Source organism: Atopomonas sediminilitoris (genome assembly GCF_022601735.1).
Lineage (GTDB): Bacteria > Pseudomonadota > Gammaproteobacteria > Pseudomonadales > Pseudomonadaceae > Atopomonas > Atopomonas sediminilitoris.
Window position 1 is genome coordinate 23340 of sequence record NZ_JAKUMM010000006.1, and the last position, 25797, is coordinate 49136.

The window sequence follows — 25797 nt, forward strand, 5'->3', positions numbered from 1 at the left end:
GGGGCGTCGCCAAGCGGTAAGGCAGCAGGTTTTGATCCTGCCATGCGTTGGTTCGAATCCAGCCGCCCCTGCCATATCACATAAACCACGAGATACAGGGGCGTCGCCAAGCGGTAAGGCAGCAGGTTTTGATCCTGCCATGCGTTGGTTCGAATCCAGCCGCCCCTGCCATATTCTCCCAGCATCCCCCTGACAGTCAGCCCAACAGGTACTGCAGCGTGTCCAAGATGATGGTCTTCACGGGGAACTCCAACCCCGACCTAGCCCGTAGAATTGTTCGTCAACTGCATATCCCCATGGGTGATATGTCGGTCGGCAAATTTTCCGATGGTGAAATCGCCGTAGAAATCAATGAAAACGTCCGCGGTAAAGACGTGTTCATCGTGCAACCTACGTGCGCGCCCACCAATGACAACCTGATGGAACTGATCGTGATGGCTGACGCCTTCCGTCGTTCGTCAGCCACGCGCATCACCGCGGTCGTGCCTTACTTCGGCTACGCCCGCCAAGATCGTCGTCCGCGCTCCGCCCGCGTACCGATCAGCGCCAAAGTCATTGCTGACATGTTCAATGTGGTTGGCGTTAACCGTGTACTCACGGTTGACCTGCACGCCGACCAGATCCAAGGCTTCTTCGACATCCCCGTGGACAACATTTACGGTTCGCCCACGCTGGTTGATGACATCCAAGCCCAACGCTTTGACAACCTGATGATCGTGTCGCCGGATATCGGCGGCGTCGTTCGCGCCCGCGCCGTAGCCAAGAGCCTTGGCGTAGACCTGGCGATCATCGACAAGCGCCGCCCCAAAGCCAACCAATCAGAAGTCATGCACATCATCGGTGACGTGCAAAATCGCACCTGTATCTTGGTCGATGACATGGTCGATACCGCCGGCACCCTGTGTCATGCGGCTAAGGCGCTGAAAGATTTTGGCGCGAATAAAGTCTGCGCTTACGCCACGCATCCGGTATTATCCGGCCGCGCTATCGAGAACCTGGACAATTCCGCTCTCGATGAGCTGGTGGTGACCAACACCATTCCGCTGTCTGCTGCCGCGCAAAACTGCACACGCATTCGCCAACTGGACATCGCGCCAGTGATTGCCGAAGCCATGCGCCGCATCAGCAACGAAGAATCCATCAGCGCGATGTTCCGATAACAACGCCTGATTAAACCCTGCCTCGGCAGTCCAAGCCGCCCGTCGCACTGGTCGCAAGTGTTACGGGCGCGTTTTACTTTAGGAGTCTTACCATGACTAGCTTTACCCTTAACGCACAAGCGCGTTCTGACATGGGGAAAGGTGCGAGCCGCCGCCTGCGTCGTAACGCCAACCTGGTTCCTGCGATTGTTTACGGCGGCGACAAAGCCCCACAATCCATCAGCCTGGTATTCAAAGACCTGACCAAGCTGCTGGAAAACGACGCAGCGTTCTCGCACGTACTGGAACTGTCAGTTGACGGCACCACCGAGAACGTACTGATCAAAGACCTGCAACGTCACCCAGCCAAGAACAGCGTGACTCACGTTGACTTCATCCGCGTGGTGAAGGGTCAGAAGCTGACTGTTACCGTACCGCTGCACTTCATCAACGAAGAAGAGTGCGTGGGCGTGAAGCAACAAGGCGGCGCGATCTCTCACACTGCCAACGACCTGGAAATCGAAGTACTGCCGCGCAACCTGCCGGAGTTCATCGAAGTCGACATGGCCAAGGTTGAGCTGGGCCAGGTTATCCACCTGTCCGACCTCAAGCTGCCGGAAGGCGTTGAAGCACTAGCACTGACTCACGGCAACGATCTGGCGATCGCTAACGTGCACCAGCCACGTGTTGTGGAAGAAGAAGCTGCCACTGAAGAAGCTCCGACTGAAGCAGAAGCAGAAGCAGAAGAAGATAAGAAAGACGAGGAGTAACAGGCTCGCCTGTTACCGACTAGGCTCCGCGCGTGACCGCTATTCAACTGATCGTTGGCTTGGGCAACCCAGGCGTCGAATACGAACAGACGCGGCATAACGCCGGAGCTTGGTTCGTCGAACGTGTGGCGGCAGCAGAGGGAATATCCCTCACTGCCGACCGCAAGTATTTTGGCCTGACCGGGCGATTCAACCACCAAGGTCAGGATGTTCGCCTACTGATCCCCACCACCTTCATGAACCGCAGCGGCCAATCTGTCGCCGCGCTAGCTGGCTTTTTCCGCATCCCTGTTGAGAGCATCCTTGTCGCCCACGACGAGTTAGACATGCCACCAGGTGTAGCCAAGCTCAAGCAAGGTGGCGGACACGGCGGGCACAACGGCCTGCGCGACATCATCGCGCAGATGGGCAACCAAAACAGCTTCCAACGCCTGCGAATTGGCATTGGCCATCCCGGTGATAGCAAGTTGGTTTCCAACTACGTGCTCGGCCGCGCACCACGCAACGAGCAAGAACGCATTGAGGCCAGCATCGACAACAGCTTGGCCATACTACCCCTACTGCTTAATGGCGACAGCAAAACGGCCATGAGCCGCCTGCACAGCCAAAAAGCTTGATTTCACCCTTGCCAGTTACGCCATCCGGCGGAGGAACACACCATGGGATTTAACTGCGGCATCGTCGGCCTACCCAACGTCGGCAAATCAACCCTGTTCAATGCCCTGACCAAAGCTGGCATCGGCGCAGAAAACTTCCCCTTCTGCACCATCGAGCCCAACAGCGGCATCGTCCCCATGCCCGATGCACGCCTGAATGCACTGGCAGCTATCGTTAAGCCTGAGCGCGTAATCCCCACCAGCATGGAGTTCGTCGACATTGCCGGCTTGGTTGAAGGCGCCAGCAAAGGCGAAGGCTTGGGCAACAAGTTTTTGGCCAACATCCGCGAAACCGACGCCATCGCCCACGTAGTACGCTGTTTCGAAGACGACAACGTCATCCATGTTTCTAACAGCGTAAACCCCAAGCGCGACATCGAAGTGATCGACCTAGAGCTGATCTTCGCCGACCTCGAAAGCTGCGAAAAGCAGCTGCAGCGTGTCACCCGCAACGCCAAAGGCGGCGACAAAGACGCCGTTGCACAAAAAGCGCTGCTAGAAAAACTGATCCCCCATTTTGAAGCTGGCAAACCTGCCCGCAGCCTGCTGAAAACCCTCGCTGACGACGAGCGCGCCCTCGCCCGCAGCTTTCACCTGCTGACCAGCAAACCCGTCATGTACATCGCCAACGTCAGCGAAGACGGCTTCGACAACAACCCACACCTGGACATCGTCACCGCCATCGCCGCCGAAGAAGGCGCCGTGGTCGTCCCGGTGTGCAACAAAATCGAATCCGAAATTGCCGAATTAGATGACGACGAAGAGAAGCAAATGTTTCTTGAGTCCATGGGCATGGAAGAACCGGGCCTAAACCGCGTAATTCGCGCCGGCTACGAACTACTCAACCTACAGACCTACTTCACCGCCGGCGTCAAAGAAGTGCGCGCATGGACCGTGCAAGTCGGCGCCACCGCCCCTAAAGCCGCCGCCGTCATCCACACCGACTTCGAAAAGGGCTTTATCCGCGCCGAAGTGGTCGGCTACAACGACTTCATCCAATACCAAGGCGAGTCAGGCGCTAAAGAAGCCGGCAAGTGGCGCTTAGAAGGCAAGGAATACATCGTCAAAGACGGCGACGTGATGCACTTCCGCTTCAACGTCTAAGCAATTGATCGAAAAAGCATTATTTGTAAAAACAAAGGGTTGACACACCCCACCAAGATACGAATAATGCGCGCCATTGCGGCAACGTAGCTCAGTTGGTTAGAGCACGGCATTCATAATGCTGGGGTCGGTGGTTCAAGTCCACTCGTTGCTACCATATAAAACAAAGGCTTACCTTCGGGTAGGCCTTTGTTCGTTATGGGGAAGTGACTACGAAGTGACTACGTAGGGTCGCAACATGGATGACGCCTTTAGCCCTGACGAACAAATACATATCTGGACTGCGTTCTCAGATGCCTTTGTCGACAATGAAGTGGACTTCCATTACATCGCCAAGCAGGTGAGTCAGTACCCCTTACCCGTTCTGGAGCAGATTTTTTTCACTGAAGTGGCTCCAGCGTGTGCTGGCAATGCTTTTTCAGTCATCCCTTCGATCTGGGCAGCTTTTGACCCAGAAAGCCTAGCCGCTGAAATCCGTCAAAACCGCAACCAAAAGCACACGGTACTTAGCCGCTTCACTAAGCAGATTAAGCTGAAATTTTTACGCAAGTACTTTGCAGAAGAGTGGCTAGAGATTGCCAACGCAATCAAAGCAGAGCGAATCAGAAAGAGTCCGTAGCGTTACGCTCCCCCTTATCAATCAGCGGCTTCTGACTTTGCACCTGCACTGGCGCCAAAGGCTTGGGCGAAGTGCCGGTCATCAACCTCTTGGCGTTTTTGCAGCCCCACCGAGGGCTTGCTAACGAGCCAGCCTTAATAACCGCTACGCGCCACGCCAAACACGCGGCACATAGCAAATACGTTGAATAGTGACCGGTTGCAGCGCAAAAAGGCGCACCTCACTTGTGGTGCTTGGCAAAGTACGCCGCGGCCTTTTTTACGATGGCCAGCGCCTCAGCTTGCTCTGCCAGTTGGCGCTTAAGACGGGCGTTCACTTCAGTCAGCGATAACTCACGCGCACTGCTATTGAGTTGGTGTTGCTGCTTGCTACGCCAGCCATAAAGCTGGGGGCATGCAGGCCTAACTGACTGGCTGTTTTGCTAACACCAATGCGCTCCGCCAGAGCCCGCGCCTCATCTTTGTGGGCCTGAGAGTGGCGGGCATGCGGTTTTTTTCATGTCGCTGGAGTGTCTGGCCATGGCTCACATCGCGGTAGTTTATCGCTTAACGAGACGCCCACTGCAGGTGGATAAGATTAGAGCTTTGGCGAGTCAAAGCGCAGTAGAGCGCAAAGCGCCTCAACGCTGAAAAGACAAGTGCAGCATGAGGACGCCCTCCCCGGCCATTAGTAATGACCGGCGAAGGCGTATCGCAGGATGTCAGCAGGTTCCGTCTTACGGCTTGTGCGGGCGTGCTAAGTACTCGTGCGACTGCATTTCCAACAAGCGGCTCAAGGTGCGCTGAAATTCAAACTCTAAACGCCCACCGGTGTAGAGGTCCTTCAGTGCTACCTCGCCAGAAATAATCAGCTTGACGTTGCGATCGTAAAATTCATCGACCAAGTTGATAAAGCGTCGAGCGATATCATCCGTCGCCACGCTCATTTGCTCCACATTCGACAACAGCACGGCGTGGAACTCTTTAGCCAGCTCGATGTAATCGTTTTGGCTGCGCGGGCCATCGCAGAGCGCGCGGAAGTCAAACCAAGCCACGTCATCTGCCACTTTGCGCGTATTAATGCCGCGATTTTCAATCATAAGCACTTCACCCTCGGTGATGTGCTCGGCATCGGGAATCAAGCTCATAAAACTTGCGTTAAGGCTATCGTCAGCCTCCTGACCAAGCGGCCAGTGGTAAATCTCCGCCTGCTCCAGCGCACGCAAGCGATAGTCGACGCCACTGTCGACATTCACGATTTCGGTATGTTCTTTAAGCAGTGCAATCGCTGGCAAAAACCGTGCACGCTGTAAGCCGTCTTTATACAGGCCGTCCGGCACAATATTGGAGGTCGCCACTAGGCTAACCCCCAGCGCAAACAACTCCTGCATCAAGGTGGCCAAAATCATCGCATCGGCGATATCAGAGACAAAAAACTCGTCAAAGCAAATGACCCGCGATTCACCCGCAAATTGCGCCGCAATGATTTTCAGTGGGTTCTTTTGATCTTTTAACTGTTTGAGTTCGTCATGCACGCGCTTCATAAAGCGATGGAAGTGCGTGCGCGTTTTTTGCTCAAAGGGCAACGCATCGAAGAAGGTATCGACTAAGTACGTTTTACCGCGGCCCACCCCGCCCCAAAAATACAGACCTTTAACCGGCTGTTTGGCTTTGCGCGCAAAAAGCTTATTGAGCAACGAGCTGCGTTGCTGCTCGGCAGCGACTAAGTCGTCGTACAAGCGCTGCAAGTGCTTTACTGCCTGTTCTTGGGCAGCGTCAAAAACGAAATCCGGGCGTTCGAGATCCGCGCGATAGCGCTCGATAGGCGTCATGAGCGAGCTCTGGTGATGACAAGGGGCGGACAATTTACTCGCCTAAGACGGCCTTGGCAAATCAGGCATTACCTACCCATCACCAGCTGGCCAATCAGCTCAATCGCGACAATAACAGGTCTTTTAGTTCGACCAACTTGCCATGAAAAAAGTGACTGCAGGCCGGCACGCGCAACAACTCATGCTCAATCGCTAACCTGGCAGACCAGTCGTAGACCCGTTGCGGCGTCACGACCTCATCGTCTTCGGGTTGAATCACGGTAAAGCGGCTACGACTGGGCAAGCGGCCATCCACGGAAAACCGCTCAACCGGTGGTGCCAGCATGATTAAACGCTCAATGGCGATGCCTGCGGACTCCATCCGCCCCGCCAAACAGGCAGCCACACATGAGCCGAAAGAGAATCCAGCCAAATAGATAGGCAGCGTCGGGTGCTGCTCACGCAGCCACGTCAACGCCGCAGCGGCGTCATCAATCTCGCCTTCGCCACCGGCATGCTCACCGGCACTTTGACCAACACCGCGAAAATTAAAACGCAGGGTAACCAAGGACAAATCACGCGCGGTGCGCTGCACCGTACTGACGACCTTATTCAGCATGCTACCGCCGAATAACGGATGCGGATGGCAAATCAACAGCACGGCGCGTGGGGCTTCGCAGGGTTGATACAGGGCCTGCAATGGACCTACTGCACCATCGATTAACAAGGCTTGTTCGCTTGCCAAGTGGAATTCTCCGTGACTTGATAGGCTAAAACCGGCGTCTAGCTGGCATAGAGCCCGCTATACTGCCATGTAGATCAGGGTTACCGTTAGGCTGTACGACAGATTGAGGAAAACATCGTGGAAGAGACTTTATCCACCTGGTTTATTCCCGGAGCCACCTTGGTGCTGGGCTTGGGCATAGGTTTTGTATTAGGCCGCTTCATCCCCGGCGGTGCTTCAGGCAAGGTTCAACAACGCCTGGAAGACCTGCAGGAACAATTCAGCGATTACCAACATGAGGTGGTCACTCACTTCAACACCACCGCTAGCTTGGTTAAAAAGCTGACCAAGAGTTATCAAGACGTGCAAGATCACCTTAACAGCAGTGCTAACCGCCTTGCGCTAGACGAGATAACCCGCCAGCGTTTGATTGCGGCACTAAAAAGCGAAGCCCCCAAAGGCAAACGCGACACCAGCGTAAGCACTGAGGCACCCAAAGACTACGCCCCCAAAGACCCACAAGCGCCGGGCGCACTGTCAGAGCACAGCACTGCCAAGCAAAACGCTTAGCCAATAACTGCAGACACTAAAAAGCCCCGCAATGCGGGGCTTTTTAGTGCTTTGATCACTCAGTGCAAAATCTGTCCAAGGAACAGTTTAGTGCGCTCATTCTGCGGATTATCAAAGAAGGTGTTGGGTGCAGCCTGCTCAATGACTTCACCGCGATCCATAAAGATCACCCGATCAGCCACTGTGCGGGCAAAGCCCATTTCGTGGGTGACGCACAGCATGGTCATACCGCTTTCAGCCAACTCAATCATGGTATCGAGCACTTCTTTAACCATTTCCGGGTCAAGGGCCGAGGTTGGCTCATCGAACAACATGATTTTTGGCTTCATGCACAGCGCACGGGCAATCGCCACACGCTGCTGCTGACCGCCCGACAACTGCCCCGGATACTTGTGAGCTTGCTCAGGGATGCGGACCCGCTCTAAGAAGTGCATCGCCACTTCTTCGGCTTTGCGCTTAGGCATCTTACGCACCCACATCGGCGCCAGCGTGCAGTTTTGCAGCACCGTCAGATGCGGAAACAAGTTGAAGTGCTGAAACACCATGCCCACTTCACGGCGAATGGCTTCGATCTGCTTAAGGTCAGACGTCAGCTCCACGCCGTCGACAACAATGCGGCCTTGCTGATGCTCTTCCAAACGATTCAAGCAACGAATCGTGGTTGACTTGCCCGAACCCGACGGGCCGCACAACACAATGCGCTCACCCGGTTGGACTTCTAGGTTGATGTCTTTAAGCACATGAAACTGGCCGTACCACTTGTTCACGCCCTGCATGATGATGGCGGGTTCTTGTACTTCTTTTTTATTTGCAGCGTCACTCATAACACCGACTCCTAACGCTTGTGCCCAGTATGCAGCTTGCGCTCAAGGTGCATGCTGTAACGGGACATACCAAAACAGAAAATCCAGAACACCAGAGCCGCAAACACGTAGCCCTCGGTGGCAAAGCCCAACCATTGTGGGTTCACCGTTGCCTGGTGGATGATGGTGAACAGGTCAAACAAGCCGATGATGATCACCAAGCTGGTGTCTTTAAACAGCGCAATAAAGGTGTTCACGATGCCGGGAATCACCAGCTTCAACGCCTGCGGCAAAATCACTAAGCCCATCATGCGCCAATAGCCCAAACCCACTGCAGCGGCTGCTTCATACTGCCCCTTAGGAATGGCTTGCAAACCACCGCGCACCACCTCCGCCATGTAGGCGGACTGGAACAAGATGATGCCGATCAAGGCGCGCAGCAGCTTATCGAAGCTCATGCCCTCAGGCAGGAAGAACGGCAGCATTACCGAAGACATAAACAGCACGGTAATCAGCGGCACACCGCGCCAGAACTCGATAAAGGTGACGCACAACACCTTGATTGCCGGCATATCTGAGCGACGGCCCAGCGCTAGCAAAATGCCTAGCGGCATAGCGCCGGCAATACCCACCACAGCAATCACCAAGGTCAGCATCAAGCCGCCCCACTGGCTGGTTTCGACGATGTCGAGACCAAAGCCACCGTAGAGCAGCCAGAACGCCAGCAGCGGATAAATCACCAAGTAGGCCAAACCGTACAAGGCTTTACGTGGCATCGCTGGGATAAACAGCGGCGCAGCACCGAGGATGGCTGCCCACGCGGTTAAATCCACCCGCCAACGTAACTGCTCCGGATAAAAGCCGTACATAAACTGGGAGATATGCTGCTGCACAAACACCCAACAGGCGCCCTCGGCGGTGCAATCGGTGCGGGTAGTACCGCTCCAGTTTGCATCGAAGATGCTCCATTGCAGGGCCGGCGGCACCATCAGGATCAATAGGTAAATAGCAAACAACGTTAGCAGGCTATTAAACCAATTAGAGAACAAATTATTTCGCAGCCAAGCGATGGGCCCCACCGACAAACTTGGTGGTGGCTGATCGGGCTTGAAGGTATGAGTTTGCATCGTCACTCCTTATCGCTCGACCAAGGCCATGCGCTTGTTATACGAGTTCATCAGCAGAGAAATAGCCAAGCTGATCGCCAAGTAAACACTCATGGTGATGGAAATCGTTTCAATCGCCTGACCGGTTTGGTTAAGCACCGTACCGGCAAACAGCGACACCAAGTCTGGGTAACCAATAGCCGCCGCCAACGATGAGTTCTTCGCCAAGTTCAAGTACTGGCTGGTTAGCGGTGGAATAATCACCCGCAGCGCTTGAGGAATAATCACCAAACGCAACGTGACACCACGGCGCAATCCTAGCGAATCGGCCGCCTCGGTTTGCCCGTGGCTCACCGACATAATGCCGGCACGCACAATCTCAGCAATGAAGGCTGCGGTGTAGATGGATAACGCTAACGTCAGCGCCACCAATTCCGGAATCACCACAAATCCGCCTTGGAAGTTAAAGCCTTTCAGCTCCGGCATCTCCCAAACAAACGGATTGCCAAACAGCAGGCCAACAATCGTCGGCAAACCAAACAGCAAGCCCAGTGTTGTGAGCAGAACGGGGAAACGCCGGCCTGTGGCCTCACGGCGCTGCTTCGCCTTAATACCAATATAAATACTGATAACAGCTGCCACGATGAAAGCGGCCAATGCCGCCCAGAACCCTTCCGTCGGCGTTGGCGACGGCAAGTAGAGGCCGCGAATATTGAGGAACACTGTTTCCCCAACATCCAAACTTTGCCGTGGCCCTGGCACATTTCGCAGCACTGCGAAGTACCAGAAGAAAATCTGCAACAACGGCGGAATGTTGCGGAAGATCTCAATATATAAAGTCGCCAACTTGCTAATCAGCCAGTTGTGCGACAAGCGCGCCACCCCCAGTAAAAAGCCCAAGAGCGTAGCGAAAACAATCCCCAAGACCGACACCAACAAGGTGTTCAGCAAGCCAATGACAAACACACGGGCGTAGCTGTCACTTTCGGTGTAATCGACCAGGGATTGCAAAATTCCGAAACCAGCACTTTGTTGCAAGAAGCCGAAACCCGAGGAGATGCCCCGCGAATTCAAATTGTGCTGAGTGTTATTGAACAAGTACCAACCGGCGGCAATCACCGCAATAACGGCCAGTATCTGAAAGATCCACGCGCGGAACTTTGGGTCAGTTAATAGTGACCCCGTCACACGCGGGCTATTGGCATTAGGTTGCATAACAGCCCTCGAAAACCAGAAAACAAAAACGCCACCGCCGCAAGGGCAACGGTGGCGTGCTTGGTCTTAGCGGACCGGCGGAGCGTATTGCAGGCCGCCTTTGTTCCACAGGTCGTTGAGGCCACGGGCGATCTTCAGATCAGAACCTGCGCCTACGTTACGGTCGAAAGTTTCACCGTAGTTACCGACTTGCTTAACGATCTGCACAGCCCAATCTTGCGGCAGCTTCAGATCTTTACCGAACTCACCCTCAGCGCCCAACAGGCGACGCACGTCAGGGTTAGTTGAGTTTTTCGCGAGGTCTTCAACGTTGGCAGAAGTTACGCCCATTTCTTCAGCGTTAACCATGGCAAACAGCGACCACTTCACGATATTGAACCAATCAGCATCACCTTGACGCACGGCGGGGCCCAGTGGCTCTTTAGAGATCACTTCTGGCAGCACGACATAATCGTCAGGCTTGGCCAGCTTGATGCGCTGTGCATACAGCTGCGATTGGTCAGAGGTCAGCACGTCACAACGGCCGGCTTCCAGCGCCTTGGCGCTTTCGTCAGACTTATCATAAGTGATTGGGGTGTACTTCATGTTGCCAGCGCGGAAGTAGTCCGCCAGGTTCAACTCAGTGGTGGTACCGGCCTGGATACAAACAGCCGCACCATCAAGCTCCTTGGCACTGGTAACGCCCAGCTTCTTATTAACCAAGAAGCCTTGACCGTCGTAGTAGTTCACGCCAGCGAAGTTCAAGCCCATGGCCGCATCACGCGAACTGGTCCACGTGGTGTTGCGCGAAAGCACATCAACTTCACCAGACTGCAGCGCAGTAAAGCGCTCTTTAGCGGTCAAGGGGGTGTACTTCACCTTAGTCGCGTCACCAAACAGGGCAGCGGCTACGGCGCGGCAAACATCAACGTCCAGACCAATGTACTGGCCTTTAGAGTCGGCGTAAGAGAAACCCGGCAGACCATCACTGATGCCGCACTGAACAAAGCCTTTGGCTTTGACCGCATCCAGCGTAGTACCTGCTTGAGCCTGAACGGATACACCCAGGGTTACAGCAGCAGCCAGTGCAGCCAAGGTCGTTTTGGCGAATTTCATTAGTACCTCCAATCCTTATTGTCATTTATGGAGTAAAGATTCCAAAGCGTGCCCTTGTGGGGCGAGCGGCGAAGGTGTGCTCCGCAATGGATATCCTGCATGGGAGTCTAGACTGGGGTAAGCAAACAGCAAGACGCCCAAGTGCGCAGAATCATGAAATATCCTGCTCACATGCTTTCAAGCCCAGTTATTGCCGCGACTCAATGCCACCAAGTCACTCAGACGTAACACCCCCAGTGTTACGCAACAACCACTGCACTTCGCTGAATCAGCAGCCAGTACGCATGTTAAGCATGGCCACCGCTTAGCCTGCATTGATCTAGGCAACTTGCCTGCCAACCGCGCCCAAGCAGTCAAACTAAGGCACTGATCCACAAGCAAAAAAACCTCAAGAGCAGCTAAACTCTTATACGTTACGCCGCAATCGTAATTAGAAAAAAGGGCTAATTTGGTCGTTATTTAGGCCAGCGCGACATTTTGTTACAGATTTAACGTGTTTATTTAAAAGCATGCCCTAGCGCAGGCCAAACTTGACCCACAACATTGTGAAAATAAAATTTATGCAGCCTTTCATAACACCGCCTCTACTCATTGAACCTTCAACCAGCGCTAATGCTTGCTTGATTTGGCTGCACGGCCTTGGCGCAGACCGCTTTGACTTTGAGCCATTACTGCGCAACCTCGTCTTACCCAAGCACATTGCCTTGCGCTGCGTGCTGCCACAGGCCCCAAATCGCCCTGTGACCATGAACGGCGGCTGGGTGATGCCGGCGTGGTACGACATTCTTGCCTTAATGCCAGCGCGCCAAGTTAATCCAACCCATCTGGCGGAATGCAGCGACTATCTCGAGGCGCTGATCGGTGAACAGGAACAAGCCGGCATCGCCAGAGAGCGCATTCTCTTGGCGGGCTTTTCACAGGGCGGCGCGGTGGTGCTGCACACTGCCTTGCGCACGCTCAAGCGACCGGTGACGGGCGTCATCGGCCTTTCAACTTATCTGCCCGATGTTCCGGATGCAGTCTGCCAAGCCCACCTTTGCCAAACACCCGTACTGTACTTTCATGGCCAGCAAGACGACGTAGTGCCTCATGCCTTGGGCCAGCAAGCCTGTCAGACAATGGCCGCAGCAGGCGTCAACGTGCAGGCTTATCAGCACAATGGCGCACATGAAGTACCCACCCCCTGCATCGCCCCTCTACAAGACTGGCTTTCGCAACGGCTGAGCTAAAGCAAACCGCTCGTCGGGCGGTCATTTGCCAGAATCAACTTGCTGAACCAAGCTTTCCTGATGGCTTTTAGCCAACCAACCCTTCTTCAAAAATCTAAAAATCGTGAGCGAGGCCGACATGTCCTGCGCTAATTGGGAAACACTGCTTGCGCAACTGCAGCAGACGGAAGTTTTTCAAGGCCTGTCCATGGGTGCCTTACGCACCCTGAGCGCTCACACCGAAGCGATTACCATCGCCGGTAACACCTCTTTGCTGTCGCCGAGCAAGGCCAATCACTACTTATATATTCTGCTGCAAGGGGAAATGCGCGTTGTGCACGGCCCCAGCGAAAGCGTGCCGATCGCCATCCTCAAGCCCGGCAGTTGCTGTGGTGAACTGAGCTGGCTTGAAGAACAAAACCCGTGCGCTTACGTAATCAGCAATGGCACTTGCGAGCTGTTGCGCCTCGACCAAGGCGCCCTGAACGACCTCATACAAGCCTCCCCTCAGCTGTGCCTTAACCTGCTAAGGCTACTCAGCGCGCGCCTACGGCTAAGTAATCAGAGCCTGCAAAATAGCGAGCGTCACGCCAATATCGACAGCCTAACCGGGCTATTTAATCGCCGTCGGCTGGAAGATATTTATGAGCGAGAAAGCGGCCGCTGTGGCTATGACAACTTACCGCTCAACTTGCTGATTTTAGATGTCGACTTTTTTAAGGATTACAACGATCAACACGGCCATATTGCCGGTGACTTTGCCTTGATGCTGGTCGCCGACATTTTACGCCGCGAGTTACGCCCCACCGACAGCATCGCGCGCTTTGGCGGCGAAGAATTTGTCATTCTTCTGCCGGAGCTTAGCGCTCGCGAATCCACCTCGGTGGGCAAACGCCTGCGCAAACGCCTCGCCAGCACCACGGAGTTCCACTGCCCAATGGGCACCCTACCCGGCGTCACCGCCTCGATTGGCATCGCCCAGATGCGCACTGGTGACTCATTGATCAGCCTGATCAGTCGCGCCGATCGTGCGCTATACCGCGCCAAAGAAGGCGGGCGTAACCGCCTTTGCCGCGCCTAATCAGCACATAATTAACAACGCTAACCACGCCACGAAAACACCGCGCAAACGCCCAACTACTGCGCGCTGGCCCGTAAATGCCTTACACTGCGCCAGTCATAAACCAATTACATAGAGAAGCCCGTGCTCAAAGCACTGAAAAAGATCATCGGCAAGCCTGCTGCCGACGCTGACACCAGCGCCAACCCGCAGAGCCCTAAGGCAGACACCCAGTCCAACAGCGCCCCAGAACAAGCCTCGCGCACGGACAACGCTGCCAGCAAACCCAAGAAACGCCGCAGCCGTTCGCGCAACAGCAGCGCCGCCACCAAGGATCAAACGCCGTGGACCTTGGATCAGTTCCCCGTTGAACCGGCCGAAGGCAAAACCCGTTTTCACGACTTCAATCTGCCGCTGCCACTGATGCAAGCCATCCATAACGAAGGCTTTCAGTACTGCACGCCGATTCAAGCGCAAGTTTTAGGCTTCACCCTAAAAGGTCGCGACGCTATTGGCCGTGCGCAAACCGGCACCGGCAAGACCGCCGCGTTTTTGGTTTCCACCATCACCCAATTGCTGCAATTGCCGCCACCGGCCGAGCGCTATATGGGCGAGCCCCGCGCGCTGATCATTGCCCCGACCCGCGAACTGGTGATGCAGATTGCCAAAGACGCCGAGGGCCTGACTCAGTTTTGCGGCCTAAACGTGGTCGCCATGGTGGGCGGCATGGACTTCGAGCGCCAGCGTAAGCAACTGGAAGCACGTTATTGTGACGTCCTGGTTGCCACCCCTGGTCGCTTGCTGGACTTCAATCAGCGCGGCGACGTACACCTCGACATGGTGGAAGTGTTGGTGCTGGACGAAGCCGACCGCATGCTCGACATGGGCTTTATCCCCGACGTGCGTAAGATCATTCGGCAGACCCCGCACAAAGCCGAACGGCAAACCTTGTTCTTCTCCGCCACCTTCACCGATGACGTCATGAACTTGGCCGATCAATGGACCACTAAGCCTGCCGTGGTCGAAATTGAGCCAGAAAACGTCGCCAGCGACACCGTCGAGCAACACGTCTACATGGTGTCGCGCGATGAAAAATACACCCTGCTGTATAACCTGATCAGCCAGAACAGCTGGGAGCGGGTGATGGTGTTTGCCAACCGCAAAATTGAAGTCAGCCGCATTGAAGAGCGCCTGAGCAAAGACGGCATCAGCGCCGCACAAATGTCAGGCGATGTACCGCAGCAAAAACGCGTACGCGTACTGGAAGGCTTTCGCGAAGGTAAAATTCGCGTACTGGTCGCCACCGATGTCGCCGGCCGCGGCATTCACGTCGACGGCGTCAGTCACGTGATCAACTATACCTTGCCCGAGGTGCCCGACGATTACGTGCATCGCATTGGCCGTACAGGGCGCGCCGGCACCAATGGCACCTCGATCAGCTTTGCCGATGAAGACTCCAGCTTCGCCCTCGAGCCTATCTGGGAAAAGTTAGGTCGCACGCTACCCTGCGAGATGCCGCCACCGGAGCTGTTAGCCCCCGTTCCACGTCAGAAAAGATAACCACAATAGCCCGGCGATGCCGGGCTATTGCATTGCCTGCTGCGTTAATTAGCACACCTCGCTATGCTAAGACCTAAGCCGCACGGCACCATGAACCAGAAGAAGTTCGTGTGCGGCGCAGTCCTTTACTTGTCTAGGAGACACCATGCGTCCGCTGAAGCCATTAACCCTGCTGTTACTGCCTCTACTCATCACCGCCTGTGACCAAGAACAAGTCCCGCCGGCCAAAGAAGTAGTGCGCCCAGTCAAGCTGATCGCAGTAGCGGACTTAAGCACCAGCTTGGTTCGAGAGTTTCCAGCACGCATTCAAGCCACACAGGAAGCTGAGCTGTCCTTCCGCGTCAGTGGCGAGCTTAAAGAGTTTCCGGTGCTGCAAGGTCAGCGCGTCAAAAAAGGCGACCTGATCGCTAAGCTCGACCCTGCCGACTACAACCTGCAAGTCAAAGATCGCCAAGCCACTTATGATCTAGCGCGCGCTCAGTTTGGCCGCATGGCTAAGCTGGTTGAACGCGAAATGGTCTCTCGCTCAGAGTACGACCAGAAAAAAGCGCAAATGGACTCAGCCGAAGCCTCGCTTCGCATGGCCAAACAAGAACTGGACTACACCAACCTACGCGCCCCCTACGACAGCATTATCGCGGCAACTTACTTAGACAACTTCCAAGTCGTACAAGCCAAGCAGCCTGTGGTCAAAATCCAAGCGGGCAACTTATTGGATGCCACCTTCCAAGTGCCGGAAAACATGCTGACCGGGATTAATACCGAGCAGCGTGGCTATCATCCGCAAGTCCGCCTCGACAGCGCCGACGGCGCCATCATTGACTCGGTCGTCAAAGAGTTCTCCACCATCCCTGACCCCAAGACGCTGTCATATCAAGTCACCGTCAGCTTCGAAAAACCCACCAACTTCACCGCCCTGCCTGGCATGAGCGCCACCGTTATTGTCGACTTCTCCAAGCTCTACGGTGACACCTTTATCCCGCAAGTGGTGCCGGTCGAAGCGGTGTTTAGCCCAGATCAAGACAACGCCAAAAAACAAGTGGTGTGGATTGCTCAAGCTGATGAGCAAGGCACCCTGCGCGTCACCCAACGCGAAGTCAAAGTCGGCCAAATCACCGGCAAAGGCTTGCAGATTCTCGAAGGTCTGCAAGCTGGCGACCAAGTCGTCACTGCCGGCGGCCGCGAACTGCGTGATAACGCGGCAGTTAAGCCTTGGGTACGTGAGCGGGGTCTGTAATGAACAACCTAGCGGGCTATTTTATTCAGCATAAGGTCACTAGCTGGCTAGTGACCTTATTGTTAGGCATCGGCGGTTCGATCGCCTTTTTAGAATTGGGTCGCCTTGAAGACCCCATGTTCACCATCAAAACCGCGGTGGTTACCGCCCAATACCCAGGCGCATCACCGCAGCAGGTTGAAGAAGAAGTCACCTACCCGCTGGAAAACGCCATCCAGCAGTTGCCGTATATCGACAAAATCCGTTCGATTTCCAGCAACGGCATGACGCAAATCACCGTCGACATTCAAAACAACTACGGCCCCGATGATCTGCCGCAGATTTGGGATGAACTGCGTCGTAAGGTGAACGATCTTGCGCCCAGCCTGCCGCCCGGCGTGAAAGCGCCGGTGGTGAACGACGACTTTGGTGATGTGTTTGGTATCTGGCTAAACATTTCCGGCACCGGCTATAGCTATCAAGAACTGCGCGACTTTGCGGATCTGCTGCGCCGCGAACTGGTGCTGGTGCCCGGCGTCGGCAAAGTTAACCTCAACGGCACGCTACAAGAGCAAGTGCAGATCGAAATGTCGCGCACCAAGATGACCGCTTTGGGCATATCGCCCGAACAAGTCTTTAGCATCTTGCAAAGCCAAAACGTGGTGTCTAATGCTGGCAGCATTCGTGTCGGCTCCGAGTACATCCGCCTGCACCCAACCGGCGAATTCCAGCATGTGTCTGAGCTAGAGCGCTTGCTGATTAGCCAACCCGGTGCCACCAAGCTGATCTACCTCAGCGACATTGCCAACATTAAGCGCGGCTTCTCCGAAGTACCCACCAACCTTTACCGCTCCAACGGGCAAAGCGCGTTGGCGCTGGGCGTATCGTTTGCGCCAAAAGTTAACGTGGTTGATGCCGGCCAAGCCGTGTTAGCCCGCCTCGCCGAACTCGATGAGGCGCGCCCTGCCGGCATGACCATCGACACCTTCTACAACCAATCGCTGGAAGTCGACGCCTCGGTACAGAGCTTCGTACTCAACTTCATCGCCTCGGTGGTGATTGTGGTCGGTATCCTGCTGATCTTTATGGGCCTGCGCAGCGGTCTATTAATCGGCTTAATTCTCGCCCTTACCGTACTTGGCAGCTTTATTTTCATGAAGCTGTGGGGCATTGAGCTACAGCGTATTTCTTTGGGGGCACTGGTTATTGCCCTCGGGATGTTGGTGGATAACGCCATCGTGGTGGTCGAAGGCGTTCTGGTGGGCTTACAGCGCGGCCAGAGTAAGCTGGAAGCGGCCAACGGCATCGTCAAGCAAACCGCCATGCCGCTGCTCGGCGCTACCGTGATTGCGGTTCTGGCGTTCGCCCCGATTGGCCTGTCCAGTGACTCCACTGGCGAATATTGCTACTCGTTATTCCAGGTTTTGCTGATCTCGTTGATGCTGAGCTGGGTGACAGCCATCACCATTACGCCGTTCTTTTGCTCGCTGATGTTTAAAGAGCAAATCGCCAACGGTGAAAGCACCGACAGCGATCCGTACAAAGGCATCATCTTTGCGCTGTATCGGCGTTTGCTCGATTTCTGCATGCACTTTCGCGTGGTCACGCTAGTGGTCTTGGGCGCCATGCTGGTGGTGGCGATTGGCGGATTTGGCCAAGTGCGGCAAAGCTTCTTCCCACCGTCCAACACCCCCATGTTCTTTATTGACGTGTGGCTACCGCAAGGGACCGACATTCGCGACACCGAAGCGGCCGTCATCGCGGCAGAAAAACTGATCCACGAAGACGAACGTGTCGAGCGCACGGTGAGCACTATTGGTCGAGGCGCGATGCGCTTCATCCTCACCTACGACCCGGAAAAGAGTTACGCCAACTACGCGCAAATTTTGGTCCGCGCGAACACCGCAGAGGACATTATTCCGCTGATCAACCAGCTGGATAAGGCGCTGCCGGAGACGCTGCCCAATATCAACATCAAGTTCCGCCAATTGATGCTTGGCCCCGGCGGCGGGGCAAAAATTGAGGCGCGCTTCAACGGCCCCGACCCCGATGTGCTGCGCAAACTGGGTCAACAGGCCGAACACATTTTGCTTGCTGACCTCGTATCTACCGGCGTGATGCATGACTGGCGCAACCGCAGCAAGGTGATTCGTCCGCAGTTGGATGAAGCCCAGTCACGCGCAACAGGGGTTAATAAATCGGATCTCGACAGCGCCTTGCTGACGAACTTCTCCGGCATGCAAGTCGGTCTCTACCGCGATGGCACGCGGATGCTGCCGATCATCGCGCGCCCACCGTCTGATGAGCGTCTCGACGCCAGTCAGATGAACAACCTGCAAGTCTGGAGCCAAGCACTGAGTGCCTATATTCCTGTCAGTCAGGTAGTGAGCAGCTTTGAAACCGAGTGGGAAAACGCGCTCATCATGCGCCGCAACCGCCACCGCACCCTCACCGTGATGGCCGATCCCAGCATCATCAGCGGGGAAACCGCGCCGCAAATGATGGCTCGCGTTCAACATCAGATCGAGGACATTCAGCTACCCACGGGCTACACCTTGGAATGGGGTGGTGAGCTGGAGAACTCACAAAAAGCGCAAACGGCGGTCTTTGGTGCCTTACCGCTAGGCTTCTTGGTGATGTTCATCATTACCGTGCTGCTGTTTGACTCGTTCAAACAAGCCTCGGTGATCTGGATCACCGTGCCACTGGCAATGATCGGGGTGACCGCAGGCTTTTTGATGACTGGCATCCCCTTCGGCTTCATGGCCTTGCTGGGCATATTGAGCTTATCGGGCATGCTGATTAAAAACGGCATTGTGCTGGTGGATGAGATCAACCTGCAGCTGGCCAGCGGCAAAGATGCTTACGAGTGCGTGGTCGATGCGGCGGTGAGTCGTGTCCGCCCGGTGTCGATGGCGGCGTTAACCACCATTTTGGGCATGGCTCCGCTGTTGGGTGATGCATTCTTCCAAAGCATGGCTGTGGTGATCATGTTTGGTCTGGCCGCCGCGACCTTGCTGACCTTGGTCGTCGTGCCGGTGCTGTTCACCTTGTTCTTCGGCATTAAGCCGCAGTTAAAAGCGTAAACCTGCACCAGAAACAACAAGGGGAGCCATTGGCTCCCCTTGTTGTTTCTGGCAGCGCCAATTCGCGTTTTAACCGCCGGTCACCGTGGGGAAAAACGCCACCTCGTCACCGTCAGCGCACGGGGTATCGAGCGACACCAGCTCTTGATTCACCGCACACATCAAGGTGCTCTCAGCCAAGACTTGCCACGCTGCGCCACGCACTAATAGCGCATCGCGCACGTCCGCCAAGGTGCGCCAATCATCTTGCCACGCCAGTTGCTCGCCCTCAGTGCCGAGCGCTTCACGGTAACGAGCAAAGAATTTAACCGTCAGCATGGGCTGCTCTCCTCGGCCTGATACAAGCCACTCTTGCCGCCGCTTTTTTCTAGCAGACGCACCTGTTCAATCACCATGCCTTTGTCCACCGCCTTGCACATGTCGTACAGGGTCAGTGCGGCGACGCTAGCGGCGGTCAAGGCTTCCATCTCGACACCGGTTTGCCCAGCCAGTTTACAAGTCGCCAGAATATGCACGCGGTCGTCGCCTTGCGGTGTCAACTCGACCTTGACCCCGGTGAGCATCAGCGGATGACACAGCGGGATCAAATCCGGCGTGCGTTTAGCCGCCTGAATGCCGGCAATCCGCGCCACTGCCAGCACATCCCCCTTGGGGTGCCCGCCTTCTTGGATCAACTGCAAGGTGGCGGGCAACATGCGTACCCACGCCTCGGCGGTGGCGCTGCGTTGGGTAACGGCTTTTTCGGTGACATCCACCATGCGCGCCTGACCTTGCGCATCAATATGACTTAGCACTGCACTTCCTCCAAAAACGCCAATGCCGGCATTGTAACCCTGCCGGCATTGGCCACACCCTGACACAAAGCAAGTACGCGTTATAAGTTGGCTTCGGCAAACTCCGCCAGCGGTGAGCGCGGCACGCCTTGCAGGTGCACATGCACACCAAAGGGGAACTCTTTAAAGCGCTCTGTCAGATAGGTAAGACCGGAACTGGGCGCCGACAAATACGGCGTATCAATCTGCGCCAAGTTGCCCAAGCACACTACCTTAGTGCCACTGCCGGCCCGGGTGATGATGGTTTTGATTTGGTGCGGGGTGAGGTTTTGGCACTCGTCGATCAGCATAAAGCTCTGCTGAAAGCTGCGGCCACGGATGTAATTAAGCGACTTAAACTGCAACGGCACCTTATCGAGGATGTACTCCACGCTGCCGTGCGTGCTCTCGTCATCCATGTGCAGCGCTTCAAGGTTATCGGTGATCGCGCCGAGCCAAGGCTCCATCTTCTCGGCCTCCGTGCCGGGCAAGAAACCGATATCGGCATCCAGCCCTTGCGTGCTGCGGGTGGCAATAATGCGCCGATAGCGTTTATCCACCATGGTCTGCTCGATGGCTGCCGCCAAGGCCAAAATGGTTTTACCCGAACCGGCTGCCCCGGTCAGATTGACCAAATGAATATCCGGATCAAGCAAGCTGTACAGCGCCAGCGCTTGATAAATATCCCGTGGCTTTAAGCCCCATGCCTCTTGGTGCAGCAACGGCTCTTTGTGCAAGTCGAGCAAGGTCAGCTCTTTACCTTCAATACCTTTCACCCAACCGACAAATCCTTGCTGATCAACAATAAACTCGTTGATGTTGAGTGACGGCAAATTATCGATCAGTTGCACTCGATGCCACGTGCGCCCCGCGCCTTGCTGCGTTTCAACCTTATGCACACGATCCCAGAACGAACCCTCGACAGTTTGGTAACCACTGGGCAGCAGGTCGATATCATCCACCAGCTGGTCGGTGTGGTAATCCTCTGCATCCACCCCACAGGCGCGCGCCTTCAAGCGCATATTGATGTCTTTACTGACCAACACCACCCGGCCACCGGGACGACGGCTTTTTAGCTCGACCAGCTGGTTGATGATTTTGTTGTCGTTAAGGTTTTCCGGCAGATAGGTGATCGGCACCGCGCGCTTGTTCATCAAAATCGATAGCACGCCACACGGCCCAGACTTATCCCGCACGATGGGCACGCCGTCTTCCACTTGCTGCGGTGTGGCTGCGCCGAGCACTTTGTCGATCAGGCGAATCGCTTGCCGGCACTCGGCCGCCACACTGTGTTTACCGCTTTTGAGTTGATCCAACTCCTCCAGAACCGTCATCGGCAGCACCACTTGGTGCTCCTGAAAATTGAGTAACGCGTTGGGATCGTGAATCAGAACGTTGGTGTCGAGCACGTAGCAGGTGGGTTGAGTCGGCGTGCGTCCGCGTGCGGCCATAGTGCATTCCCCTTTGCCTGATGATGGGCGGCTAACACGAAGCGTTTCACCCCCGAAACGCTCCGCGCTTGTTTAACCTTTAGCGCAAAAAACGTTACAGCACTAAGACAAAAAGGTTATTTCACCCACAGAAACATGCATTTAGCGCACTTTACCCACAAGCGCCGCTTAACCTCTTACAATGAAGGGCTTTCCACCTGCAAAAGTACGCCAATGAGCACTCTACCTGCCTGCCCCAAATGTGAATCCCCCTACACCTACGAAGACGGCCTAATGCTGATCTGCCCCGAGTGCGCACACGAGTGGAGCGCCGATGGCAGCGATGCCGTCAGCGATGAGCGCGTGATCAAAGACTCTGTCGGCAACGTGCTGGCCGATGGCGACACCGTCAGCGTGATCAAAGACCTCAAGGTCAAAGGCAGCTCGCTGGTGGTCAAAGTCGGCACCAAGGTCAAAAACATCCGCCTGTGCGATGGTGACCATGATATCGACTGCAAAATCGACGGCATTGGCGCCATGAAACTCAAAAGCGAGTTTGTGAAGAAGGCCTAAGCCCTTCTCTGCTGCGCCAACAAGCCTGCCCCACCGATAAAAGATCCAATCGCTACGCTTTAACCTCACGCCTTGCTCCTGCAAGGCGTGTTGGTTAGGGTTGGCCATGGGTTTTTAAGCCGTGCGTCGCGCGGTGCCTTTTTCTGGTCAAAAGGATCTTGTGATGTCCGAGCAGTTCACCCCTCCGCGCCTTAACAGCAAGCTCATGGGTTTAGCCGCCGCTGGCTTATTCGGTGCATTTTGCCTAGCTAACTCGTGGTACACCGTCGATGAAACCGAGCGCGGCGTGCTGCTGCGTAACGGTGCGCTGGTTGGCGTGATTGAGCCTGGCCTGTCGTTCAAAGTACCGTTCTTTGAAACGGTTAAGCGCATTTCTGTGCAAAGCCAAGTCTCGCTCTACGACCGCTTGCAGGCCTACAGTAAAGATCAACAAGCCGCCACTCTGCGGGTGTCGGTCTCTTGGCACGTAGCGCCGACTGAAGTGGCCAAGGTCTACACCGCCTACCAGACTAGCGACGCCATGCGTGATCGCCTGATCAGCCGCCAAGTACCGACCCAAGTGGAGAACGTCTTTGGGCGCTACAATGCGGTGGCTGCGGTACAAAACCGTGGGCAGTTGGTGAGTGATATTTCCAATGCCATCAAGGAAAGCATCCAAGGCCCGGTGGTGATCGACAGCGTACAGATTGAGAACATCGACTTCTCCGACGCTTATGAAAAGGCCGTTGAAGCACGCATGACCGCCGAAGTGCAGGTCAAAACCCGCGAGCAACAGCTAGCCACCGAGCAAGTTCAAGCGCAGATTCGCGTCACCCAAGCCCAAGCTGAGGCCGACTCAAAACTCGCGCAAGCCAAAGCCGATGCTGAAGCAACCCGCCTACGCGGCCAAGCCGAAGCCGAAGCCATCCGCGCGCGCGCCGATGCCTTAGCCAGCAATAAAAACCTCGTTGAACTCACCAAAGCCGAGCGCTGGAACGGTGTGCTGCCCACCACGGTACTGCCGGGCGACACGGTGCCGTTTATCGACACCATGCGTTAAGCACGACGCAGCCTGTTAATCGGCAAAGCCGTCAGCCTCTGGGGTTGGCGGCTTGTTCTTTGCCTCAATACGCTTGCCGTAGCTGCAAGCGCTGTAACGGTGCAGCCGTCGCGAGCGCCACTTCGTCACCGATCAAGCGCCCACGCAATGCCTGCCCCATGGGTGACTGTGGGCTGACCAGCATGATCTGGCGCTCGGCAAAGGTGATTTTTAGTCCCGCCGCATCCGGCAGCAACAACAACCAGCGTGATGGGTTTTGCCCCTGCTGCAGGGCACCTTGCAACTGCACCACCACGCCCAGATCAACCCCGAGCTCTGGGTCATAATCGCGCCACGTCAGCTGCTGTAAGCGCTGCAGCGCTTGGGTAATTTCCTGCACACGGCGAGACTGCCCGGCTGCCAAGTACGCGGCCTCAAGGCCTAGGGTGTCGTACTTGTTCTCGGCAATATTCTCTTCGGCGGTGGCCGTCTCATGCGCAGTTTTTGCCGCCTGCACAGCCACCGCAAGATCGGCTTCGAGCTGTGCGAGGACGCACTCGCGTAACAATGGTTTGTCCATAGCTGACTTCTCAACATCCAGCGCGAAGCTTGCGTTAAAGCCAGCGAAAGACCAAGTCTTTCACGTTAGCCCTGCAGCATGAAGCCGGCGCAAGGCCGGCTTCATCGGGGGCTCAAACAGGCACCCAAGCGCTGTGCGCAGAGTTAGCCATTACTGGGAAACGCAAACTGCGCGGCCTCGTGGCTGGCACGCTCGGGCCAGCGTTGGGTGATGGTTTTGCGCTTGGTGTAAAAGCGCACGCCATCGGGGCCGTAGGCGTGCAGATCGCCAAACAGCGAACGCTTCCAGCCGCCAAAGCTGTGATAGCTGACCGGCACCGGCAGCGGCACGTTAACGCCGACCATGCCGACTTCGATCTCGTCGCAGAACAGGCGGGCTGATTCGCCATCACGGGTGAAGATGCAGGTGCCGTTACCGTATTCGTGTTCGTTAATCAGCTGCATGGCCTCTTCCAGACTGCCAACGCGCACGATGCATAACACGGGGCCAAAGATTTCATCGCGGTAGATGGTCATCTCAGGCTTAACCTGATCGAACAGGCAGCCACCCAAGAAGTAACCCTCTTCAAGACCCGATACGCTCAGGCCGCGACCATCCACCACCAGCTGCGCGCCCTCTTGCACGCCTTGATCGACGTAGCCGCGGACTTTGTCGCAATGCTGACGCGTGACCAGCGGGCCCATGTCCAGCCCACAAGAGGTGCCCGCACCGACCTTGAGCGCCTGAATTTTCGGCGTCAGCTTAGCCACCAGCGCGTCAGCCACCGGGTCGCCTACCGCTACCGCCACCGAGATCGCCATGCAGCGCTCGCCGCACGAGCCATACGCCGCGCCCATCAGGGCATTAACGGCGTTATCCAGATCGGCATCGGGCATCACCACCGCATGGTTTTTCGCCCCACCCAACGCTTGCACACGCTTACCGCGCTTGTTGGCTTCGCTGTAAATGTATTCAGCAATCGGGGTAGAGCCGACAAAACTAATGGCCTTCACCGTGGGCGACTCAATCAGCGTATCGACCGCTAACTTATCGCCCTGCACCACGTTCATCACGCCATCGGGCAAACCGGCTTCTTGCAGCAGCTGGGCGATCATCAAGGTCGAACTCGGGTCGCGCTCAGAGGGTTTTAAGACAAAGGTATTGCCGCAGACGATGGCCAGTGGATACATCCACAGCGGCACCATGGCGGGAAAGTTAAACGGCGTGATGCCGGCTACCACGCCCAGCGGCTGGAAATCGCTCCAGCAGTCGATATTAGGGCCGGCATTGCGGTTGTACTCGCCTTTGAGCAGTTGCGGCGCGCCGCAAGCAAACTCAACGTTCTCGATGCCGCGCTTGAGTTCGCCAATGGCGTCTTCCAGCGTTTTGCCGTGCTCTTGGCTGATCAACTCGGCGATCTTGCTTTCGTTTTCTTCCAGCAGCTGCTTAAAGCGGAACATCACCTGCGCCCGCTTGGCCGGCGGCGTGTTACGCCACGCCGGGTAAGCGGCCTTGGCGGCCGCAATGGCCTGCTCGACGGTGGCTTTATCGGCTAATTCAACCTGACGGATTACCTTGCCCTGCGAAGGATTGAACACATCGGCGGTGCGCGCCGCGCCAGACACCAACTGGCCGTTGATCAGGTGCATGATCGGGGTAGTCATTAATAACGCTCCAAGAAATTC

At 55.8% G+C, this 25797-nt stretch carries 24 protein-coding genes, 3 tRNA genes and 1 pseudogene; 16 read left to right on the top strand and 12 right to left on the bottom strand.

Features of this window, described 5'->3' with window-relative positions:
* From MKI83_RS10155 to MKI83_RS10190, 8 genes are all read left to right on the top strand, one after another.
* A tRNA-Gln gene (locus tag MKI83_RS10155) sits at positions 1 to 74 on the top strand.
* A gap of 22 nt (positions 75 to 96) precedes the next feature.
* Positions 97 to 171, top strand: a tRNA-Gln gene (locus MKI83_RS10160).
* A 47-nt stretch (positions 172 to 218) separates the two neighbouring features.
* Positions 219 to 1160, top strand: coding sequence for a ribose-phosphate pyrophosphokinase (locus MKI83_RS10165; RefSeq protein WP_241585424.1), 942 nt, complete (start codon positions 219 to 221; stop codon positions 1158 to 1160).
* 92 nt (positions 1161 to 1252) lie between these two features.
* Positions 1253 to 1909, top strand: a complete 657-nt coding sequence (locus tag MKI83_RS10170; RefSeq protein WP_241585426.1) for a 50S ribosomal protein L25/general stress protein Ctc — start codon at positions 1253 to 1255, stop codon at positions 1907 to 1909.
* A gap of 32 nt (positions 1910 to 1941) precedes the next feature.
* Positions 1942 to 2526 carry an aminoacyl-tRNA hydrolase gene (pth, locus tag MKI83_RS10175; RefSeq protein ID WP_241585428.1) on the top strand — a complete coding sequence of 195 codons (585 nt, stop codon included), beginning with the start codon at positions 1942 to 1944 and terminating at the stop codon, positions 2524 to 2526.
* A gap of 42 nt (positions 2527 to 2568) precedes the next feature.
* Positions 2569 to 3669, top strand: a complete 1101-nt coding sequence (gene ychF, locus MKI83_RS10180; RefSeq protein WP_241585431.1) for a redox-regulated ATPase YchF — start codon at positions 2569 to 2571, stop codon at positions 3667 to 3669.
* A gap of 80 nt (positions 3670 to 3749) precedes the next feature.
* Positions 3750 to 3826, top strand: a tRNA-Met gene (locus MKI83_RS10185).
* A gap of 81 nt (positions 3827 to 3907) precedes the next feature.
* Positions 3908 to 4288, top strand: coding sequence for a DUF7079 family protein (locus MKI83_RS10190; protein ID WP_241585433.1), 381 nt, complete (start codon positions 3908 to 3910; stop codon positions 4286 to 4288).
* Between the two features lie 137 nt (positions 4289 to 4425).
* Here MKI83_RS10190 and MKI83_RS10195 read toward each other — a convergent pair.
* The 3 genes and pseudogenes from MKI83_RS10195 to MKI83_RS10205 form a co-directional block, all read right to left on the bottom strand.
* Positions 4426 to 4808: pseudogene (locus tag MKI83_RS10195) on the bottom strand (transposase); the annotation flags it as partial.
* Between the two features lie 195 nt (positions 4809 to 5003).
* Positions 5004 to 6098, bottom strand: coding sequence for a cell division protein ZapE (gene zapE, locus MKI83_RS10200; protein ID WP_241585434.1), 1095 nt, complete (start codon positions 6096 to 6098; stop codon positions 5004 to 5006).
* 94 nt (positions 6099 to 6192) lie between these two features.
* The gene (locus MKI83_RS10205) at positions 6193 to 6822 is read right to left on the bottom strand and encodes an alpha/beta hydrolase (RefSeq protein WP_241585436.1); all 630 of its coding nucleotides are present in this window, start codon (positions 6820 to 6822) and stop codon (positions 6193 to 6195) included.
* A gap of 117 nt (positions 6823 to 6939) precedes the next feature.
* On the opposite strand from MKI83_RS10205, the gene MKI83_RS10210 reads away from it, so the two are divergent.
* Positions 6940 to 7371 carry a Z-ring associated ZapG family protein gene (locus tag MKI83_RS10210; protein WP_241585438.1) on the top strand — a complete coding sequence of 144 codons (432 nt, stop codon included), beginning with the start codon at positions 6940 to 6942 and terminating at the stop codon, positions 7369 to 7371.
* A 59-nt stretch (positions 7372 to 7430) separates the two neighbouring features.
* Here the strand turns inward: MKI83_RS10210 and MKI83_RS10215 are convergent, their stop codons facing one another.
* From MKI83_RS10215 to MKI83_RS10230, 4 genes are all read right to left on the bottom strand, one after another.
* On the bottom strand, positions 7431 to 8195 hold the full coding sequence (locus MKI83_RS10215; RefSeq protein ID WP_241585440.1) for an amino acid ABC transporter ATP-binding protein: 765 nt from the start codon (positions 8193 to 8195) through the stop codon (positions 7431 to 7433).
* 11 nt (positions 8196 to 8206) lie between these two features.
* Positions 8207 to 9301 carry an amino acid ABC transporter permease gene (locus tag MKI83_RS10220; protein ID WP_241585442.1) on the bottom strand — a complete coding sequence of 365 codons (1095 nt, stop codon included), beginning with the start codon at positions 9299 to 9301 and terminating at the stop codon, positions 8207 to 8209.
* Between the two features lie 9 nt (positions 9302 to 9310).
* On the bottom strand, positions 9311 to 10495 hold the full coding sequence (locus MKI83_RS10225; protein WP_241585444.1) for an amino acid ABC transporter permease: 1185 nt from the start codon (positions 10493 to 10495) through the stop codon (positions 9311 to 9313).
* Positions 10496 to 10561: 66 nt separating this feature from the next.
* Positions 10562 to 11590, bottom strand: a complete 1029-nt coding sequence (locus MKI83_RS10230) for an amino acid ABC transporter substrate-binding protein (RefSeq protein ID WP_241585446.1) — start codon at positions 11588 to 11590, stop codon at positions 10562 to 10564.
* Between the two features lie 560 nt (positions 11591 to 12150).
* On the opposite strand from MKI83_RS10230, the gene MKI83_RS10235 reads away from it, so the two are divergent.
* From MKI83_RS10235 to MKI83_RS10255, 5 genes are all read left to right on the top strand, one after another.
* On the top strand, positions 12151 to 12819 hold the full coding sequence (locus MKI83_RS10235) for an alpha/beta hydrolase (protein WP_241585448.1): 669 nt from the start codon (positions 12151 to 12153) through the stop codon (positions 12817 to 12819).
* Between the two features lie 118 nt (positions 12820 to 12937).
* Positions 12938 to 13879: a GGDEF domain-containing protein gene (locus MKI83_RS10240; protein ID WP_241585450.1), complete on the top strand. Its 942-nt coding sequence runs from the start codon at positions 12938 to 12940 to the stop codon at positions 13877 to 13879.
* Between the two features lie 123 nt (positions 13880 to 14002).
* Entirely contained in the window at positions 14003 to 15418 is a 1416-nt protein-coding gene (gene rhlB / locus MKI83_RS10245) for an ATP-dependent RNA helicase RhlB (RefSeq protein ID WP_241585451.1), read from the top strand.
* A gap of 145 nt (positions 15419 to 15563) precedes the next feature.
* On the top strand, positions 15564 to 16655 hold the full coding sequence (locus tag MKI83_RS10250; protein WP_241585453.1) for an efflux RND transporter periplasmic adaptor subunit: 1092 nt from the start codon (positions 15564 to 15566) through the stop codon (positions 16653 to 16655).
* On the top strand, positions 16655 to 19720 hold the full coding sequence (locus MKI83_RS10255) for an efflux RND transporter permease subunit (protein ID WP_241585455.1): 3066 nt from the start codon (positions 16655 to 16657) through the stop codon (positions 19718 to 19720). The genes MKI83_RS10250 and MKI83_RS10255 overlap by 1 nt, the downstream gene beginning before the upstream one ends.
* Before the next feature lie 69 nt (positions 19721 to 19789).
* Here the strand turns inward: MKI83_RS10255 and moaD are convergent, their stop codons facing one another.
* The 3 genes from moaD to MKI83_RS10270 all read right to left on the bottom strand — a co-directional run bounded on the left by moaD (position 19790) and on the right by MKI83_RS10270 (position 21983).
* A complete protein-coding gene (moaD, locus tag MKI83_RS10260; protein ID WP_241585457.1) occupies positions 19790 to 20038 on the bottom strand; it encodes a molybdopterin converting factor subunit 1 in 249 nt (82 codons plus the stop codon).
* Positions 20032 to 20514, bottom strand: coding sequence for a cyclic pyranopterin monophosphate synthase MoaC (moaC, locus tag MKI83_RS10265; RefSeq protein ID WP_241585459.1), 483 nt, complete (start codon positions 20512 to 20514; stop codon positions 20032 to 20034). The genes moaD and moaC overlap by 7 nt, the downstream gene beginning before the upstream one ends.
* Before the next feature lie 80 nt (positions 20515 to 20594).
* Positions 20595 to 21983 (bottom strand): PhoH family protein, encoded by a 1389-nt coding sequence (locus MKI83_RS10270; protein WP_241585461.1) that lies wholly within the window; start codon positions 21981 to 21983, stop codon positions 20595 to 20597.
* Positions 21984 to 22196: 213 nt separating this feature from the next.
* On the opposite strand from MKI83_RS10270, the gene MKI83_RS10275 reads away from it, so the two are divergent.
* Both MKI83_RS10275 and MKI83_RS10280 read left to right on the top strand, forming a co-directional pair.
* Positions 22197 to 22535, top strand: coding sequence for a zinc ribbon domain-containing protein YjdM (locus MKI83_RS10275; protein WP_241585463.1), 339 nt, complete (start codon positions 22197 to 22199; stop codon positions 22533 to 22535).
* Between the two features lie 163 nt (positions 22536 to 22698).
* Entirely contained in the window at positions 22699 to 23574 is an 876-nt protein-coding gene (locus tag MKI83_RS10280; protein ID WP_370867381.1) for a prohibitin family protein, read from the top strand.
* A gap of 64 nt (positions 23575 to 23638) precedes the next feature.
* Here the strand turns inward: MKI83_RS10280 and MKI83_RS10285 are convergent, their stop codons facing one another.
* Both MKI83_RS10285 and MKI83_RS10290 read right to left on the bottom strand, forming a co-directional pair.
* On the bottom strand, positions 23639 to 24133 hold the full coding sequence (locus MKI83_RS10285) for a GreA/GreB family elongation factor (protein ID WP_241585465.1): 495 nt from the start codon (positions 24131 to 24133) through the stop codon (positions 23639 to 23641).
* 143 nt (positions 24134 to 24276) lie between these two features.
* The gene (locus MKI83_RS10290) at positions 24277 to 25776 is read right to left on the bottom strand and encodes a CoA-acylating methylmalonate-semialdehyde dehydrogenase (RefSeq protein ID WP_241585467.1); all 1500 of its coding nucleotides are present in this window, start codon (positions 25774 to 25776) and stop codon (positions 24277 to 24279) included.
* Positions 25777 to 25797 lie beyond the last annotated feature (21 nt).